The 18,461-nt window shown below is 48.6% G+C and carries 12 protein-coding genes and 1 pseudogene; 8 read left to right on the plus strand and 5 right to left on the minus strand.

Translation table 11 applies throughout. The annotated features are described in order from the left end of the window. Positions 1 to 46: 46 nt before the first annotated feature. Entirely contained in the window at positions 47 to 1,603 is a 1,557-nt protein-coding gene (locus I6E49_RS08665; RefSeq protein ID WP_235401848.1) for a SusC/RagA family TonB-linked outer membrane protein, read from the minus strand. 347 nt (positions 1,604 to 1,950) lie between these two features. Here I6E49_RS08665 and I6E49_RS08670 point away from each other — a divergent pair, with 347 nt between their 5' ends. The 6 genes and pseudogenes from I6E49_RS08670 to I6E49_RS08695 all read left to right on the plus strand — a co-directional run bounded on the left by I6E49_RS08670 (position 1,951) and on the right by I6E49_RS08695 (position 11,686). Next, complete coding sequence (locus I6E49_RS08670) at positions 1,951 to 2,982, plus strand: LacI family DNA-binding transcriptional regulator (RefSeq protein WP_235401885.1); 1,032 nt, start codon at positions 1,951 to 1,953, stop codon at positions 2,980 to 2,982. Positions 2,983 to 3,040: 58 nt separating this feature from the next. Further along, the gene (locus tag I6E49_RS08675) at positions 3,041 to 4,351 is read left to right on the plus strand and encodes an MFS transporter (RefSeq protein WP_235401849.1); all 1,311 of its coding nucleotides are present in this window, start codon (positions 3,041 to 3,043) and stop codon (positions 4,349 to 4,351) included. A gap of 138 nt (positions 4,352 to 4,489) precedes the next feature. Continuing rightward, entirely contained in the window at positions 4,490 to 7,162 is a 2,673-nt protein-coding gene (locus I6E49_RS08680) for a 4-alpha-glucanotransferase (protein WP_235401850.1), read from the plus strand. 41 nt (positions 7,163 to 7,203) lie between these two features. Then, a pseudogene (locus I6E49_RS08685) lies at positions 7,204 to 7,542 on the plus strand (glycoside hydrolase family 97 C-terminal domain-containing protein); the annotation flags it as partial. A gap of 62 nt (positions 7,543 to 7,604) precedes the next feature. Next, positions 7,605 to 9,503 (plus strand): type I pullulanase, encoded by a 1,899-nt coding sequence (pulA, locus tag I6E49_RS08690; protein ID WP_235401851.1) that lies wholly within the window; start codon positions 7,605 to 7,607, stop codon positions 9,501 to 9,503. A 257-nt stretch (positions 9,504 to 9,760) separates the two neighbouring features. Continuing rightward, positions 9,761 to 11,686 carry a glycoside hydrolase family 13 protein gene (locus I6E49_RS08695; protein ID WP_235401852.1) on the plus strand — a complete coding sequence of 642 codons (1,926 nt, stop codon included), beginning with the start codon at positions 9,761 to 9,763 and terminating at the stop codon, positions 11,684 to 11,686. A 1,047-nt stretch (positions 11,687 to 12,733) separates the two neighbouring features. Here I6E49_RS08695 and I6E49_RS08700 read toward each other — a convergent pair. Next, positions 12,734 to 13,666, minus strand: a complete 933-nt coding sequence (locus I6E49_RS08700; RefSeq protein ID WP_235401853.1) for a cation diffusion facilitator family transporter — start codon at positions 13,664 to 13,666, stop codon at positions 12,734 to 12,736. A gap of 410 nt (positions 13,667 to 14,076) precedes the next feature. Here I6E49_RS08700 and nagB point away from each other — a divergent pair, with 410 nt between their 5' ends. Together nagB and I6E49_RS08710 are read left to right on the plus strand one after the other, a co-directional pair. Continuing rightward, the gene (nagB, locus tag I6E49_RS08705; RefSeq protein WP_235401854.1) at positions 14,077 to 14,868 is read left to right on the plus strand and encodes a glucosamine-6-phosphate deaminase; all 792 of its coding nucleotides are present in this window, start codon (positions 14,077 to 14,079) and stop codon (positions 14,866 to 14,868) included. A 25-nt stretch (positions 14,869 to 14,893) separates the two neighbouring features. Further along, on the plus strand, positions 14,894 to 15,538 hold the full coding sequence (locus tag I6E49_RS08710) for a carbohydrate-binding family 9-like protein (RefSeq protein WP_262911535.1): 645 nt from the start codon (positions 14,894 to 14,896) through the stop codon (positions 15,536 to 15,538). 202 nt (positions 15,539 to 15,740) lie between these two features. Here I6E49_RS08710 and I6E49_RS14460 read toward each other — a convergent pair whose 3' ends face one another. From I6E49_RS14460 to I6E49_RS08720, 3 genes are all read right to left on the minus strand, one after another. Continuing rightward, positions 15,741 to 15,875 (minus strand): hypothetical protein, encoded by a 135-nt coding sequence (locus I6E49_RS14460; protein WP_262911536.1) that lies wholly within the window; start codon positions 15,873 to 15,875, stop codon positions 15,741 to 15,743. A gap of 153 nt (positions 15,876 to 16,028) precedes the next feature. Then, complete coding sequence (locus tag I6E49_RS08715) at positions 16,029 to 17,210, minus strand: ABC transporter permease (RefSeq protein WP_235401856.1); 1,182 nt, start codon at positions 17,208 to 17,210, stop codon at positions 16,029 to 16,031. Positions 17,211 to 17,222: 12 nt separating this feature from the next. After that, complete coding sequence (locus I6E49_RS08720; protein ID WP_235401857.1) at positions 17,223 to 18,392, minus strand: ABC transporter permease; 1,170 nt, start codon at positions 18,390 to 18,392, stop codon at positions 17,223 to 17,225. Positions 18,393 to 18,461 lie beyond the last annotated feature (69 nt).

Genomic DNA, 18,461 nt, shown 5'->3' on the forward strand with positions numbered 1-18,461 from the left:
CTATAAAGATACAAAATATTTGTGAGACTACCAACTTTTTTATGAACTATTTCTTATCCCGAACTGGGGTATAGTAGTATCCGTAGGTAGATTGCGGGTTCTTGTGGTCGTACTCGCCACCATCAGTGTATTCACCGGCTAAGTTGGCATGCAGATGAAGGTCTTCAAAACCATGAATCTTATAGTCAGCCTCTACGTTGCCAAGGAAAATGTTGGCACTCTTGTAGAAATTGTAGTGGTCAACCAACTCAACTGGGTTAGAAGGAGATTGATCTGACATACGGTCATATAGGTATGTTGGATCATATGATGTAGTAGCCTTTGTCCACTGCCAATAGCCGCCCCAGTTCTTGAACTGCTCGTCACTGCTCTTCACTGGGCGAGTAGGATCCATAGTGATAGCTGCCCCAACAGCGCCTTGTCCACCAGGATTTGTCTTTGAGTAAGAGTACTTACCGTTGATATTCAGGTTGAGATGCTTGTTGAGCAATGAAGGATTGAGGTTGAAGCCTGCTGTAATTCGCTCGTATTCTGAACCCTTCAAGATACCGTCCTGGCTTGTGTAGCCTACGCTTATGCGATAAGGCATTGACCAAGACTGTTTGCTAATGCCGCCTGAGAGGCTTACATTATGCTCATGGCTGACACCTGCACGATATATTTCGTCCTGCCAGTCGGTGTCGTATGTGCCTGCAGCATAGTTAGGTGTGCCGTCTGCGTTGTATTCCTTCCAGCCCAATCCTTTGTAAGCAGCAGAATCTTCGCCGTAATAGCTCTTGATGAAGTCAACATATTCTTTTGCGTTCATCACATCCAGCTTCTTGGCGATGGTGCTTACTGAAAGTGTACCATTGTAAGAAATCTGTGGCTTCTGACCGCTGCGACCCTTCTTTGTTGTAATGATGATAACACCATTCGAACCACGCGAACCGTAAATAGCGGTTGCCGAAGCGTCCTTCAATACGGTGAAGCTCTCGATATCATTAGGATTAACGAGCGAGAGAGGGTTGTTTACACCCTTAGTGTCATTGTTATCCATTGGCATACCATCGATAACAATCAACGGGTTGTTGCTTGCGGTAAGAGAAGCACCACCACGAATACGAATCTGAGCACCTTCGCCAGGAGCGCCAGTTGCTGTGTTTACATTTACACCGGCAATCTTGCCCTGGATCATGTCCTGTGCAGAAGTGATGATACCATGGTTCTTTTCATCTGGCTTGAGGGCAGTAACCGAACCTGTAAGGTCGTTCTTCTTTGCCACACCATAACCGATTACGACAACCTCATTAAGTTGTTTGTCATCGTTAGACATTGTTACAGTCATGTTGCCCGATGCCTTAACGGTCTGCGGCGACATACCAAGGAAGGTGAATGTAAGTTCAGTACCGGGAGCAGCATCGATAGAGAAGTTACCATCAATGTCGGTAATTCCAACTGCTTTACCCTTAACGGTGATGGTAGCGCCCATGACCGGTTCGCCCGAAGCGTCTTTAACATGTCCCTTGATGGCGTTGCTTTGCGCGAAGGAACTTGTTGCAAGGAGAAGACCACCAGCCAATGCCAGCGTCCTCAGAGGCAATTTGATTTTCAACTGCTTCATTGTTTGCATGTTTTTAGTTATTACTATGTTGTTTTAATCAATTCGATCTCATCATAAACATTTTGCCTTAATAGTGAAGTGTAATTGAACTTTCGCTAAGGGTAGAATGATTTGTAATCGTATGAGGTTTAAGATGTATTTTTTTACATTTGTTTGTATTTCCGAGTGCAAATTTATTATCTTTACTTTTTTGTTGTATCGTTTTGTACATAAAATGGAAGTATTTTTAGTGCAAACGTTTGCATTTTCTTTTTACAATATTGTATACATATAGCTCTGTTCGTTCGGAAAATATAATTACTTTTGTGTCGTAAAATAAAATCATGCCAGAGAATTTACCTATAACCATGCCAGAGAATTTACCTATAACAATGAAGGATATAGCCCGTGCTTTGGGCGTTTCCGTGGCTACAGTGAGCCGTGCACTCAATGACAGTCCGCGTATCAGTTCAGTGCAGCGCAAGCGCATTCAGGAATATGCCAAGGAGCATAACTTCTATCCAAACGTAATTGGTGAAGCACTGCGTCATAGTCGCAGCCAGTCTATGAAGGTGATAGGGGTCATCATTCCCGAGTTTGTGCATTACTATTTTGCTTCGGTGTTGTCTGGCATTGAGGAGGAGGCTCGTGCCCGTGGTTATCGTGTGATGGTGGCACAGAGCAATGAGCGATATGACAAGGAGGTCGCTATCTGCGACGACTTCTATAAAAACAAGGTGTGTGGCATCATTGTGTCGCAAGCCAAGGATACCAAGCACTACGACCATTTCCAACGGCTTATGGACAGTGGTGTTCCACTTGTGTTTTACGACCGTATATGTACGGGCGTGAATGGATCGCGTGTTGTGGTCGACGATTATAATGGGGCATACGCAGTCGTATCACATTTGATAGAAACCGGGTGTAAGCGCATAGCCTTTTATGGCTCGCCCATGAATCTGGAGTTGTCGAAGAACCGATACAACGGCTATCATGACGCAATTGTGAAGCACGGGCTGAAGGTGGACGAGGCTCTTGTCAGATTATGTGATAACCGTGCACAAGCTGAAGCAATCACTCCTGAAATACTCTCGTTGCCAGCCGAAGAGCGTCCCGATGCCTTCTTTGCCATCAACGACGATACTGCTATAGGCTTACTGTATACAGCCAAGCGCATGGGATTTCGTGTTCCATTGGATATCAGTGTTTGTGGATTTACCAATGGTAATCGTGCAATAGCTTGCGATCCGATGCTCACCACGGTAGAACAGCGTGGTGTGACGGTAGGCGAGGAGGCAGCTGATATACTTATAGGCCAGGTTGAAGGCACGCTGCCGCGCAATGAGGTGGTGATGCGTGTGGTGCGCACACGTCTGGTGGTGAGAGGCACGACACGCTAAGTTCAGAAGTCGTCTTCTTTTGCTTTTGAAACTAAAATAAAAATTAAACCAAATAACAATGATCCAAAAACCTAATCTTTCGTTCTGGAAACTCTGGAATTTGAGTTTCGGATTCTTTGGCGTGCAGATAGCTTACGCTCTGCAAAGCGCCAACATATCACGTATTTTTGCCACATTGGGAGCCGACCCTCACAATCTTAGCTATTTCTGGATATTGCCTCCTTTGATGGGAATATTGGTGCAACCTATAGTAGGTACGCTTAGTGACAGGACGTGGTGTCGTTTCGGCCGTCGCATTCCGTATTTTTTCGTTGGTGCAACAGTGGCTGTGCTTGTAATGTGTCTGTTGCCAAATGCAGGCTCGTTTGGTATGGCAGTGGGCACGGCTATGGTGTTCGGTCTTATCTCGCTGATGTTTCTCGACACAAGCATCAATATGGCAATGCAACCTTTCAAGATGCTTGTGGGCGATATGGTCAATGAGAAGCAGAAGTCGCTCGCTTATTCTATACAGTCTTTCCTATGTAATTCCGGTTCGCTTGTCGGATATATGTTCCCGTTCTTGTTCACAGCCCTTGGCATAGCCAACGAGGCTCCGAAAGGTGTTATCCCCGACTCGGTTATCTACTCGTTCTATGTAGGTGCAGCTATACTCATTCTTTGTGTCATCTACACTACATTGAAGGTGAAGGAATGGAATCCAGAAGAGTATGCTCAATATAACGAGGCTGACCCTGAAGCCAAGGAGAAGAGTGCAGGCTGGATAACGTTGCTCAAGAATGCACCTTCAATGTTCTGGAAGGTAGGACTTGTGCAGTTCTTCTGTTGGGCAGCCTTTATGTATATGTGGACCTACACCAACGGTACTATTGCCGATACGGTATGGCATACCACTGATGTCGCCTCAAAGGGATATCAGGAGGCGGGCAACTGGGTTGGTGTGCTGTTCTTCTGGCAAGCCATCGGTTCGGTGCTTTGGGCTATGGCGCTGCCTAAGTTCAAGAACGAGAAGATGGCATACGCCATAAGTCTTGTTATCGGTGGCATCGGTTTCGTTCTTGTGCCGTTCGTCGGCGATAAGAATCTGCTTGTGCTTCCCTTCCTGCTTATAGGTTGCGCTTGGGCTGCTATGCTTGCCATGCCGTTTGCTTTTGTCACCAATGCTCTTGAGGGTTACAGCCACAAGGGTGCATATCTCGGACTCTTCAACGGCACTATATGCGTACCGCAGATTGTAGCTGCTGTGTGTGGAGGTCACCTGCTGCATCTTGTAGGCTCGCATCAGAGCAATATGATGATAGTTGCAGGCGTATTGCTTGTTTGCGGCGCAATGGCTGTAGCGGCCATTAAAAGCCATAAACAGGTATAGCAAAATGCAATCGTTTGCATGTGTTTATGTGAAGAATGTCTGGTTTTTGAGTGAAAGTGTACCACATTTTTTAATAATTTCGCATTGTGAAAACCAATGATATAATTTGTACCAACAAACCAATAACCAAAATTCACAATGACAATACATTTTCATATAGAATACCGTACTGCATTCGGTGAGGAGTTGTCACTTAACATTATCGAGGATAATGAAGTGAAGACCTATCGCATGACCACCATTGACGGTGTGCAGTGGTGGTGCGATTTGAATTATAGTAAAGCAGACCGTGCACTTGAGTATTATTATAAGGTTCAAGTGGGCGGTTCTGTAGAGCGTAGCGAATGGCAGACGGTGAAGCATGTGCTCGACCTGACGTGCGATGCAGCTACCGACTACACCGTATACGACCGCTGGAATGCAATGCCCGATGACTCTTATCTCTACAGCAGTGCTTTCACCGACTGCATCAACCATCTTGAGCCGCAGACAATGCAGCCTACCGCATACGACCGTACACTTCGCCTTGTGGTGCGTGCACCGCAGTTGCGCGAGGGTCAGCGATTGGCTGTAGTAGGTGCTCAGAAGGCTTTGGGCGAGTGGAAATATGACAAAGCGCTGCCTATGACGCTGCACAACCATTGCGAATGGGCGGTCGATATAGATGCCTCGTTATTGCATGATGATAGTATAGAGTTTAAGTTAGTTGTAGTGAATGGTTCGGGACTGGTGATGATGTGGGAGTGCGGAAACAACCGCACCATCACTCTGCCCCAATTCAAGAACGGTCAGACGGTGGTGTACAGTCTTGATCAGGCGTTCTTCGAGATGTGGAATCGAAGACTGGCTGGCACACTTGTGCCGGTGTTCTCACTCCGTAGCAAGACAAGTGCCGGTATAGGCGACTTTGGCGACTTGAGGATGATGATTGACCTTATGGCAAAGACCGGACAGCGTGTGCTGCAACTCCTGCCCATCAACGACACCACCATCACCCACACATGGACCGACTCTTATCCGTACAGCTGTATCAGTGTCTTCGCCATACATCCGCAGTATGCCGACTTGCGTACGTTGCCGCAGCTGGATGACGAAGAAGTACGCACAGAGATGGAAGCAGAGCGTCAACGGCTAAACGCCCTGTCGCAGATAGATTATGAAAAGGTAAACGCATTCAAATCAGAATATTTACAGAGGGTCTTTCTTCAAGAAGGTAAAAAGATTATGAAGAGCGCAGAATTTAAGGCGTTCTTCCAGGAAACACAGAATTGGCTCGTACCATACGCTCAGTATTCATCGCTGAGAGACAAGTATGGTACTGCCGATTTCACACAATGGCAAGACCATAACACATGGAATGAGGACGACCGCGCTATGCTGTCTGATTCTCGCACAAAGGCATATCATGAGGTGGCTTTCTACTATTTCGTACAGTACATACTGTCGTCGCAGATGAAGGAGGCACACGAGTATGCCAAGCAGAAGGGTATAATTCTGAAGGGCGACATTCCTATTGGAGTGAACAGACACAGTTGCGACGTGTGGATGGAACCCAAATACTTCAACCTTAACGGACAGGCAGGAGCACCACCCGACGATTTCTCGGTTAATGGACAGAATTGGGGATTCCCCACATACAACTGGGACGAGATGCTGAAGGACGGCTGCCAGTGGTGGGTGCGTCGCTTCCAGAGCATGTCGCAATTCTTCGATGCCTATCGAATCGACCACGTACTCGGATTCTTCCGCATCTGGGAGATACCTATCGACAGAGTTCACGGACTGACAGGACAGTTTGCTCCATCGCAGGCAATGAGTCGTGAGGAGATAATGCAGTATGGACTGAACTTCCAGGAGGAGCGATTCACCGAGCCGTTTATTACCGATTGGGTGCTCGACCGCGTGTTCCATGAGCGTGCCGATGAGGTGCGTTGCAACTATCTCGAACATATCGACGACGAGCGCTACCGCATGAAGCCCGAGGTAAATACACAGCGCAAGATAGAGGCACGTTTTGCAGGTGTAACCCATCAGGAAGACCTCTGGCTGCGCGACGGACTCTATTCGCTTGTCAGCGACGTGCTCTTCGTGCGCGACCGTAACAATGCCGACATGTTCCATCCGCGCATTTCAGCCCAGCTCGACTTCATTTACGAGTCGCTCTACGACAACGACAAGCAGGCTTTCAACCGCCTTTACAACGACTATTACTATCGTCGCAACAACCAGTTCTGGTATCGTGAGGCAATGAAGAAGCTGCCCAAGCTGGTACAAGCCACCCGTATGCTTGTGTGTGCCGAGGACCTTGGCATGGTGCCCGATTGCGTGCCATGGGTGATGAACGAGCTGAAAATCCTTAGCCTTGAGTTGCAGAGTATGCCCAAGTCGACCACTACTCGTTTCGGACACCTCAGCCAGAACCCATATCGTTCGGTATGTACCATATCCAGCCACGACATGCCTACGCTGCGACAGTGGTGGGACGAGAACTACGAACGTACGCAAGACTATTACAACTCGATGCTTCATCGTCAGGGACCTGCCCCACATCCGCTGCCAGGATGGCTTGCCAAGGACATCATTGCACGTCATCTCGACTCGCCGTCGATGCTCTGCGTATTGAGCGTTCAGGACTGGTTCGCAATGTACGACCGTCTGCGTCTGCCCGATGCCGATGCCGAGCGCATCAACATACCTGCCAATCCAAAGCACTACTGGCGCTATCGCATGCACCTGAATATTGAGGATCTCATGGCAAACGGTGAGTTTATCAACGACATTAGCACGCTCATCGGTCAAGCTGGCAGATAACTTCAGTCAGGCTGGCAGATAAAAAAGATGTCTGTAGGCACAAATTCATACGCGACGTGGCTTACGATTGGGACGACTCGAAGTATCTGGAGGCAGAACCAGCCAAATACATCACCGTAGCACGCAAGGCAAAGGGAACAGACAACTGGTTTGTAGGAGGCAAGACAGGCGAAGAGGCTCGCACCGCTGTGGTACGTCTCGACTTCCTCGATAAGGGCCGCAAGTATGACTGCGCCATCTACCAGGATGCTAAGAACGCTGACTATGAGTACAATCCTAAGGCTTATCAGATTCTGCACAAGACCGTCAAGAAGGGCGATGTGCTGAAGATTAAGGAGGCACGCGGTGGCGGTTTCGCTGTTTCGCTTATTGCTAAATAATAACAATACACTACGCTACTGACATGAACAGAAATTATTTGTTTACGGCATTTTTTGCCGCAATGTTTACATTGAATGCCAATGCTCAGGGGTGCTTTAATGAGATGGAATACGGCAAGACACAAACCGTATTCCATCTCAACGCGTCTTCTACCCCCAAGCTTCGCCTGTACAAGAGCGGACAGGGAGGCAAACCCGTCAAGACCGTTAAGATGCGGGCTATAGGCAACGACCGTTGGGAAGCCACAGTCAAGGGCAATCTTGCCGGCATGTTCTACACCTTCGACATAGGCAAGGGCGAGTGTCCCGGCACGTTTGCCAAGGCTGTAGGCGTCAACGGCAACCGTGGCGCAATACTGAATATGGCTGACACCAATCCTGAAGGATGGGCTGACGACCGTCGTCCGGCTCTTGCATCGCCTGCCGACCAGGTTATCTACGAGCTTCACGTGCGCGACTTCTCCATTAGCCCTACTTCGGGCATGCAGCACCAGGGCAAGTATCTGGCTCTTGCCGAACCTCGCGCCATAGCCTATCTGAAGAGTCTCGGCATCAATGCCATCCACTTTCAGCCGCTCTTCGACTATGCTTCTGTAGACGAGACACAACTCCATCACCCACAATTCAACTGGGGTTACGACCCGAAAAACTACAATGTGCCCGAAGGCAGCTACTCGACAGACCCATATCGGCCAGAGGTGCGCATACGTGAGTTCAAGACAATGGTGCAGGCATTGCACAAGGCAGGCATCCGCGTAATCTTCGACGCTGTGTATAATCATACGTTCGACATCGAAGGCAGCAACTTCCAGCGTACTTATCCCGACTATTACTATCGCAAGACAGCCGACGGACGTTATTCAGACGGTTCGGGTTGTGGCAACGAGACGGCATCGGAGCGTCCGCTGATGCGTGAGTTTATGATCGAGAGCGTGAAGTACTGGATTAACGAATTTCACATTGACGGATTCCGATTCGACCTTATGGGCGTTCACGACATCGAAACGATGAACCAGATACGTGCTGCTGTCGATGCAATCGACCCCACAATATATATATATGGTGAGGGATGGAGCGCCGGAACGTGTGCCTATCCGCAGGAGAAGCTTGCTATGAAGGCTTCTACCTACAAGCTTAACGGCATCGGAGCGTTCAGCGACGACATGCGCGATGCTCTTCGTGGTCCGTTCTCCGATGACACTAAGGGAGCATTCCTTGCCAGAATAAAGGGCGAGGAGGAGAGTCTGAAGTTCGGAATAGTTGGCGGCATAGCCCATAATCAGGTGGACATGACTCGCGTCAACTACGACAAGAAGCCGTGGACCAACGAGCCAACACAGCAGATAAGCTATGTCAGCTGTCACGATGACATGTGTCTGGTGGACAGATTGAAGGCGAGCGTGCCCGGACTGAAAGACATGACACGCAGCCAAGCCGACCGACAGGCCGAACTCATACGCCTCGACCTGCTGGCACAGACTGCAGTATTCACATCGCAGGGCGTGCCCTTCATGCTGGCAGGCGAGGAAATGCTACGCGACAAGAAAGGCGTGCACAACAGTTTTTCGTCACCCGACAGCATCAACGAGTTCAACTGGGACAATCTGAAGCAATATCCGCAGGTGTTTGAGTATTATCGTGGCTTGATACAGCTTCGTAATAATCATCCCGCATTCCGCCTTGGCAAGGCAGAAGCCGTGAGAGAGCATCTGGAGTTTATTGCTACCGACGATTGTCTTGTAGCATTCCGACTGAAGAACCTTGAAGGTATCGACTCGTGGAAAGACATCATCGTAGTGCTCAATGCCAACAAGGAGGCTAAGACAATAGCCATACCCGAAGGCGAATACACCGTAGCCTGCTGCAACGGAGTGATAAACGAGCATGGCATCGGACTCTCGTTCAATGCCTCCGAGGCTAAGGTTGATGCCCAGTCGGCATTGATACTCTATCAGAAGTAGAACTAATTAATTTATCATAAACTCTGAACTTTCGCAAGTTCAGAGAATTCAGTAGTTAAAGGAGTTAAGAAGTTCTTGCAAACAAGCGGCAAAGCCGAGCGAAGCCAAATGCTTATAATGCTATATCAAGCAAAACAATGCTAATGGCTTAACTCCTTAGCGACCGTAGGGCGCGAAGTTTCCTTGAGCCTTGCGAAAAACTCCTTAACTTCTTAACTACTTTCGCTTGCGAAACTTAAATTAAACCTAATAAGATAATGAAGAAAAAACTTGTATCATTAATGATGCTTATGAGTGCTATGAGTTTGAACGCAGCGGTGACAGTCGACCGCATCGAACCTACCAACTGGTATGTAGGCATGAAGGATGCCTCACTGCAACTTATGGTGTACGGCAAGGATGTGCGCAACGCCGATGTGGAAGTGAAATATCCCGGAGTGCGTATCGATTCTATAGCACGACTCGACTCGCCCAACTATCTGTTGGTCTACCTCAACCTTGAGGGTGCAAAGGCTGGCGAGATGACACTGAGTTTCAAGCAGGGCAAGCAGACCAAGAAGGTGAAGTACGAGCTGAAAGACCGCGCTATGGCAGGCGACAAACGCATAGGCTTCAGCAACGAAGACGTGCTGTATATGCTCATGCCCGACCGCTTTGCCAACGGCAATGTGAAGAACGACGCTTTCAAGAACATGCGCGACAAGACATGCGACCGCTCGGCTCCAAGTCTGCGCCACGGAGGCGACCTTGAGGGAATACGCCAGCATCTCGACTACTTCAACGAGCTTGGAGTTACGGCGCTGTGGTTTACACCGGTTCTTGAGAACGACAGTCCGAGCAATGGCGTGAACTCAACCTATCACGGCTATGCCACTACCGACTACTATCGTGTAGACCCACGTTTCGGAACCAACGACGAGTATAAGCGTCTTGTGGACGAGGCTCACAGCAAGGGACTGAAGGTGGTGATGGACATGATTTTCAATCATTGCGGTTTCGACCATCCATGGGTAGCCGATATGCCCTCGAAGGACTGGTTTAACGCTCCCGAATGGCTCTCGCCCGAATATCAGACAGCCGAGCATCAGAAGAAACTGGACACTATGGACGGCAACGCCAAGGTCAACGACAAGTATCTGCAGACCAGCTATAAGCTTACGCCCGTGCTCGATCCGTATGCAAGCAAGGTAGACTTGCGTGAGACAGTAGACGGATGGTTCGTGCCTACAATGCCCGACCTCAACCAGCGCAACCCGCACGTCATGAAATATCTTATACAGAACAGCGAGTGGTGGATAGAGACTGTAGGTATAGACGGCATCCGTATGGACACATATCCGTATGCCGACCGCGACGGAATGGCACTCTGGATGAAGACACTCGACCGGGAATATCCCAACTTCAACACCGTTGGCGAGACGTGGGTGACCGAACCTGCCTATACGGCAGCATGGCAGAAGGACAGCAAACTGTCGGACAAGAACAGCTATCTGAAGACTGTCATGGACTTCGCCTTCTTCGACCGCATCAATCAGGCTAAGCGTGAGGAGACCGATGATTGGTGGAACGGAATGAACCGCATATACAACGTGCTGTGCTACGACTACCTTTATCCTAACCCAAAGAGCGTGATGGCTTTCGTAGAGAATCACGACACCGACCGATTCTTAGGCGATGGCAAGGATACTCTGGCTCTTAAGCAGGCATTGGCGCTGCTGTTGACCATCAACCGTACCCCACAGCTATACTACGGTACTGAGGTGCTGATGAACGGAACCAAGAGCGTTACTGACGGCAACGTGCGTAAGGACTTCCCTGGAGGTTGGGCTGACGACAAGCAGAATGCCTTCACGGCAGAAGGACGTACCAAGGCGCAGAACGATATGTTCCGCTGGACAAGCCGACTGCTGCATTGGCGTCAGGGCAACGAGGTGATAACAAAGGGCACACAGACACAGTTCTGCACGCATAAGGGCATTTACGTCGTAGCACGCCAGTATAAAGGCAAGAGCGTTATGACCGTTATCAACGGTAAGAAAGAGACTGCCGAACTCGATGTGAAGCGTTATGCCGAGATAATAGGCGATGCCCAAAAGGCTGTAGACGTGACAACTGGATGCAACGTCGTAATCAGTCATAACGTGAAATTACGTCCGCGCCAGACCATGGTATTGGAGTTTTGATGTACAATATTTGCATTTCTAACGCTCAATACTGCGAGTTGAACGCACAACGAAATCTTTTGCTCGAAATTCTCGAGTTTTGAGCGTGCAGAACTTAACCTTTTTATATACATAATGTTACGGCATTAGTGGAGTGAGGTGTGCAAAAAACGCAGACGCAAAAGGACTCCTTTTCTTTGCAAAAGGGCAACTTTAGCACTCCGAAAGGACAACTTTAGCACTCCAATTGAGCCTCCGCTGCAACACAAAAGGGCTTCTTTGACTTCCAGATGTTATCGTTTGGAAGGCAAAGAAGCCCTTTTTGCGTGTATAGAAGATATTCTACAACTGTCAAAACCTATAATATCCGCCCCTGAATTCTCTATAATCGATTTTTCGTTTGTAACACTTTTTTACTGCCTGTACGATATTTGTATTGATTCAATTATGAACCTATAAGTAGCGGAGGTCTCCGGCCTCCGCAGCACCAAGTCGAATACAAATCATCATTACTAACAATAGTATTTGTATCATTGATTGCTGAGTGTGTGTCAAAACTCAATTATACGGGCTGAAAGCCCAATAAGCACATAGGAGGGTGTGTCAAAACTCCCTCAAAAGCATTAATTATCAATGCTTTTGCCCTTACAGGGCGCATTGTTTTTGGTGGCTTTTTACCTCAGGGCGTTCTTGCTTAGGCAAGCGGCAGAGCCGAGCGGCCCTGGGCTATGTGCTTCTGCCCCCTTTCGGGGCGTACTGCTGTGACTTTTGCACACCCACTACTATATTAACTTGTTACATTAAGTAACAGTTCAAAATTATCTTTACATATATAGGAGGAGAGTGTGCTCAATAATTACAATAAGCTTGACGCACGCTCCCAGTACCGTTTTCAGTATCACCTAACTGGTACTGGAGTTTCATATAGGTGGTACTGGAGTTTCACTTATGTGGTACTGGAGTGTTACTCATGTGGTACTGGCAAAGAACTTATATGCTTCAAACCGAACATGGCGCATTATGAGCGGACATCTGTTATTTTAATTGAACTTGCGAAAGTTCAGAATCTTATTTAATAGGTTCGACGTGTATTATCACGAATGTACCCTCGCCGAGTTGCTCCTTCAGTTTCTTTTCCATGGCACGAGTGATGTCGTGAGCCTTGTCGAGAGTCATCTGTCCGTCCATACGCACATGAACCTCAATAGAGGAACGGTTGCCTATTTTGCGTGTGCGCAGATTGTGTGGATCCTTTACGCCGTCGAACGAGAGCAGGGTCTTGATAATATCTTCTTCAACAGGTTCGGGCAGAGAGTTCTCCACAAGTTCGCCAAGACTCGGACGCAACTGTTCGATAGATGCGTGGATGATGAGAATGCTCACGATAAGGGCTGCAATGGGGTCGAGTATGGTCCAGTGTGAGCCAAGTGCCAAGGCTCCACCGATGCCTATTGCCGTGCCAATTGACGAGAGGGCATCGCTGCGATGGTGCCATGCATTGGCTACGACAGCTTGCGACTGCAACTGTCTGCCCTGCTTGCGCGTGTATTGAAACAACGCCTCCTTGACTACTATAGACAATATGGCAGCCACGAACGCTATCCAGCCCGGCGACTGCAGCGTGCCACCGTTAAGGCACGACCATATCTGAGTGATGCTGTTCCACATGATGCCCAATCCAACAAACAGCAGCATCAGCCCGATAATGGTTGTAGCGAGAGTCTCATACTTGCCGTGTCCGTACTCATGTCCGCGGTCTTGCGGCTTGCTCGATATGCGCACGAAGGCAATAACGATGAAGTCGGTGATAAGGTCGCTGAGCGAGTGTATGCCATCGGCTATCATTGCCGAGCTGCGTCCAATGATGCCAGCCAGCAGTTTGAAGAGGCAGAGCAGTATGTTTGCCACGGCTCCATATATCGTGACGCGGTAGATTTTGCGTTCGCGCTCGTTGTTTTGTGTGCTCTCTGTACGAGGGCACGGATTGTTGGTATAAACCATAATGTCTTAAATTCTAATGTTATTGAATAAATTTAATAAGTCACTTCTGCGTGAAGTGTTTCTTACGCTTTATTTGTCACAAACAGCATGCCATTGGGTGCTGTTATGTGTATGAATGGTGCAAAAATACGAAATTGTGTTTAAAAATTGATGTTAAGCAACTAATTTTGTTTGATAATCTTTGACGTTATAGATTAAATGAGTATCTTTGTATGGATAAAGACAAGCTATGAATTGTGACGCCTGAATAAATAGGGCGCCAAGTCGTATTAGTTTGGAAAAACCGATTTTCAACTAACAAATGACTGCTTATTTAGTTACAACTACTACAACAATCAACAGCGTGTCCCGATGTGACTTCGGGACACGCTTTCAAAACGCTAATCAAATTTTATTAAAACAAAAATATTATGAGACTTATTATTGAAAAGGATTATGATCAGCTCTCAAAGTGGGCTGCTGAGCATGTAATTGAGCGTATCAACAAGTTCAATCCGACACCCGACCACAAGTTCGTGCTCGGTCTGCCGACTGGTTCTTCACCTATCGGAATGTACCATGCATTGGCTGAGGCTTGCAAGGAGGGACGTGTTTCGTTCAAGAATGTCCTCACTTTCAATATGGACGAGTATGTAGGTCTGCCCGAGTCACACCCGGAGAGCTACCACTCATTCATGGCTAAGAACTTCTTCGACCATGTTGACTGCCCGAAGGAGAACATCCACATCCTCAATGGCAACGCCGAGGACTTGGAGGCTGAGTGCGCACGTTACGAGCAGATGATCGTTGAGGCTGGTGGTATCGACCTCTTCATCGGTGGTATCGGTCCTGACGGCCACATCGCTTTCAACGAGCCGGGTTCTTCACTCACATCACGTACACGTATGAAGACTCTTACAACTGACACTATCGTTGCCAACTCTCGTTTCTTCGACAACGACGTGAAGAAGGTTCCTACAACAGCTCTCACAGTAGGTGTAGGTACTGTAATGTCTGCACGTGAGGTTATGATCCTCGTTAATGGCCACAACAAGACACGCGCTCTCCAGGCTGCTGTTGAGGGTCCGGTTACTCAGATGTGGACTATCTCTGTTCTGCAGATGCACCAGCACGGTATCATCGTAGCTGACGAGGCTGCTACTGAGGAGCTCAAGGTTGGAACATACCGCTACTTCAAGGATATCGAGAAGAACAACCTCTAATCCTATTACGTCTATGCCTAAAGCATTGAACATAAAGAAAATCTCAGCTGCCTCGGTCGAGGCGGCTGAGATTTGCCGTATTATGGACGAGGCTCAAATTGAGTTCGTTCAGGTAGACAACCACTGTTGGGCTGCCGATTTCTCCTACAAGCCGAAGTTTGAGGTGCGTATGGCTCACAATGGCAGCCAGCTGCTCATCAACTATCGCGTCACTGAGGAGTGCGTGCGTGCCGTTGCACCGCACGACGATGGCAACGTTTGGGAGGATTCGTGCTGCGAACTGTTCCTCTCGCCAGTCGCTGACGGCACCTATTATAATATGGAGTGCAACGCAGCCGGCACATTGCTCATCGGTTTCGGTCCCAGTCGTGAGGGACGCGAGCGTGCTCAGCAGGCTGTTCTTGACAAGGTGCAGCGCTGGTCGACAATGGGTCGTGAGCCGTTCGACAACATTGAGGGTGAGCGTACATGGCAGTTGTGTCTGGCTGTGCCCGTTGAGGCTTACTATCGTCATAATCTTAAGAGCTTCGACGGCTTGCACGTGAAGGGCAATGTGTATAAGTGTGGCGACATGCTGCCTCATCCTCACTTCCTCTCGCTCTTCCCAATCGACCTGCCTAAGCCCGACTTCCATCGTCCCGACTTCTTCGGTGATGTGGTGTTTGAATAAAGTGAATTCATAGAATATTTACAGATAACACTTCTATAATATATTTAACTGAACTTTAGCAAGTTCATAGAATTCAGAAGTTAAAGAGGTTAGCGCTCCCTACGGTCGCTAGAATTTATAGCCATTACCCTTTTTGCTGAATATCCAGCTATAAGACATACGGCTTTAAATTCTATAACTTCTACAGAGGATGTGTCAAAAGTCAAACAAAGCGGGCTGAAAGCCCAAAAAGCACATAGCCCAGGGCAGCGCCTTGGGTGTACGGAAGGAAAATAGCAAAACGCCCTGCAAGGGCAAAAGCATTGATAATTAACGCTTTTGCCCTTGCAGGGCGCATTGGTATTTGTGATACTTTTACCCAGGGTGTTCTTGCTTAGGCAAGCGGCAGAGCCGAGCGGCCCTGGGCTATGGGCTCGTACTGCTGTGACTTTTGCACACCCTCTATATCTATGCTATTTGTTTGCCTATTTGTTTTTATTCCGGCAAACTCTTATTTCTCCATAACTCGTCTTACTTGCCAACGTGTCACTAAGGTAGCCAATGCTCCGTAAACGATGGCTTGCATCCATAGGCCCTTGATTTCGGGCAGAATGTCGCCGAACACTCCACCCATTGTGTTCAGCTTGACGAATCCCTGAATGCCGAATGTAGACGGGAACAGCCATGAGAACCATTGCCACATTTCGGGTATATTGCTCTTGGGCCACGATACGCCCGACATGAAGAGGAATGGCACGGAGGTGAACACTACGAGCAACATCACATTCTCGCGCTTGCGCACGAAGTAAGAGAAGGTGATGGCAAAGCCTATGCACGACAGTAGATAAGGTACTACGAATAGTGCAAAGTCGCGTGCGTGTAGTATCTGCACGAAATGGAACAGCCGTGGAACCGCCAGCAATACCCATGCTGCGATGAGCAGGAAGAGCACAAAGAATCCCATTATGCGGCCAACCATGATGCGTGCCAGTCCGAAACGGCGTTCGTACATTGGTATGAGGCGTACGAAGCGGCGCTTCTCGTGCGATGTTCCGTAGGCAATACCTATGCCAAGGAGCATCACCTGTTGTATGATGAGCACCAGAACGCCTGGCAATATGAAGTTGCCATAGCCACCTGTATTGTTGAATATAGGCACGTCGGTAATCTGCATAGGCTGTGTTGTAAGCTGGTCGTCGCGGTTTGTGTAGTTGCCCGACAACGCTATCTGAATGTGCGAGTTCATATCGGCAGCCACAGCTGTACAGGTCTGGAATATAGCCTTATAGGTAAGCATCAGTCCCATATTGCAATACACGCTGACGTGGGCTTGCTGCATGCGTCCGAGGTTGCGATCGAAGTCTTCGGGCAGAAGTATTATTCCGTACACTTCCTGCTTGCCCACGAGTAGGCTTGCCTCCTCAAGGTTGTTGCAGTAGGCTGCCACACGAACGTCGGACGATGCATCTACGTGGCGAACGAATTCGCGGCTCGTCTGACTATGCGAATTGTCAACCACCGCCACAGGCACGTCGCGCACCACCTCGTTGTTGTATATCCACGAGTAGAGTATAGGGTAGGCTAAGGGCAAAAGTATCACGAAGAGCAGCGCGCCCTCGTCCTTGAACATGTCGCGCATCTCGTGAAGCCATACTCTGGCCGTGTCTTCCCAGAAAGTTCTTATCTTGTTCATCTAAATACAGTTTTACTCCAAATATACATATTCTCTCAGAGCCTTGCCCAATCGCATGATTACAAACACGGGAGCGCAGGCAAACAGAGTGAGTGCGGCTGCGTTGAGTGCCACATCGGTCCACGGATTGCCTCCGAACACCACTATCTCGTATATTACGAAGAAGTGGCGCATGGGAAACAGTTGTGCCAACGATTGCAGAGCAGGATCCATAGCAAGAATAGGGAAGGCTGTTCCTACCATTGAGAAGCTCAGTACGCCCCACAGCGAGCACATACTCATTGCCATTCGCATTGAAGGGAACAGTCCGAACATGAATACGCCGAAACCCTGCGATGCCAATACTGTAAGCACGCCCAAGCCTATTATGCTGCCCCAACCGCCCGGATGTGGGAAGTCGAGGATGCCGAACGTGTAGTACAGATAGCCCAGCATGATGATGAGCCATATGATTGTGTGTGGCAGCATCTTGCCTATTATGGCAACAAACGGATTGTCACCAGCGCACTTCATGAGTTCGCGTGCCGTGTCCATCTTCAGCTCTGAGCCCATAGAGTAGGCGGTGACGAGGAAAATGAACAGCAACAGACACGTCGGAACGAGCATCGTTGAGAGGTAAATGTTGTAGTTCACCCACGGATTGCCTACGGGATGCAGGTCGATGGCGATGGGTTGTAGGAATGTTGCAATCTGATTGTCGGTGTAACCTTTGGCTGACATCACCGATTTGCCAACACCTGCCGTGCCGAGAGTGGTTACGGTCTTGAGGTCTTTAAACACGAGTGAGCCTGCTGTCAGCGAAGCGTAGCTGTAGTAGTATGACACTTTGGGCTGTCGCGAAGCCAATAGGTCGGCTGTGGTGCCTTGTGGAAAATACAGGAAACCGTATATTTCGTTGTGCTGCATAGCGAGTCGTGCCTCTTCGAAATTGGGGTAGTGTGCCACCACCTTTGTCGATTGGAACGAGTCGAGCATACGTGTCAGCTTGCGCGTTGTGGCTGAGTTGTCAAGGTCGACAACGCCTACAGGCATGTCTTGCGGCTGTCCTTCGTTCATGAGCGACGTGAAGAAGAAGGTCACGAATATCGGGAAAATCACCATTGAGAATAGATATATGTGATTTTCCTTCAGTCGGCGGCACTCGCGTAAGAATATTTGTATGATTCGTTTGGTGAAAGACATTAACAAAAATGATTTGGGGAATCGTTTATGAGATAATCTATCGGAAAGAGAAAAGCCCTACCCCCAGCC

The organism is Leyella stercorea (assembly GCF_021531655.1).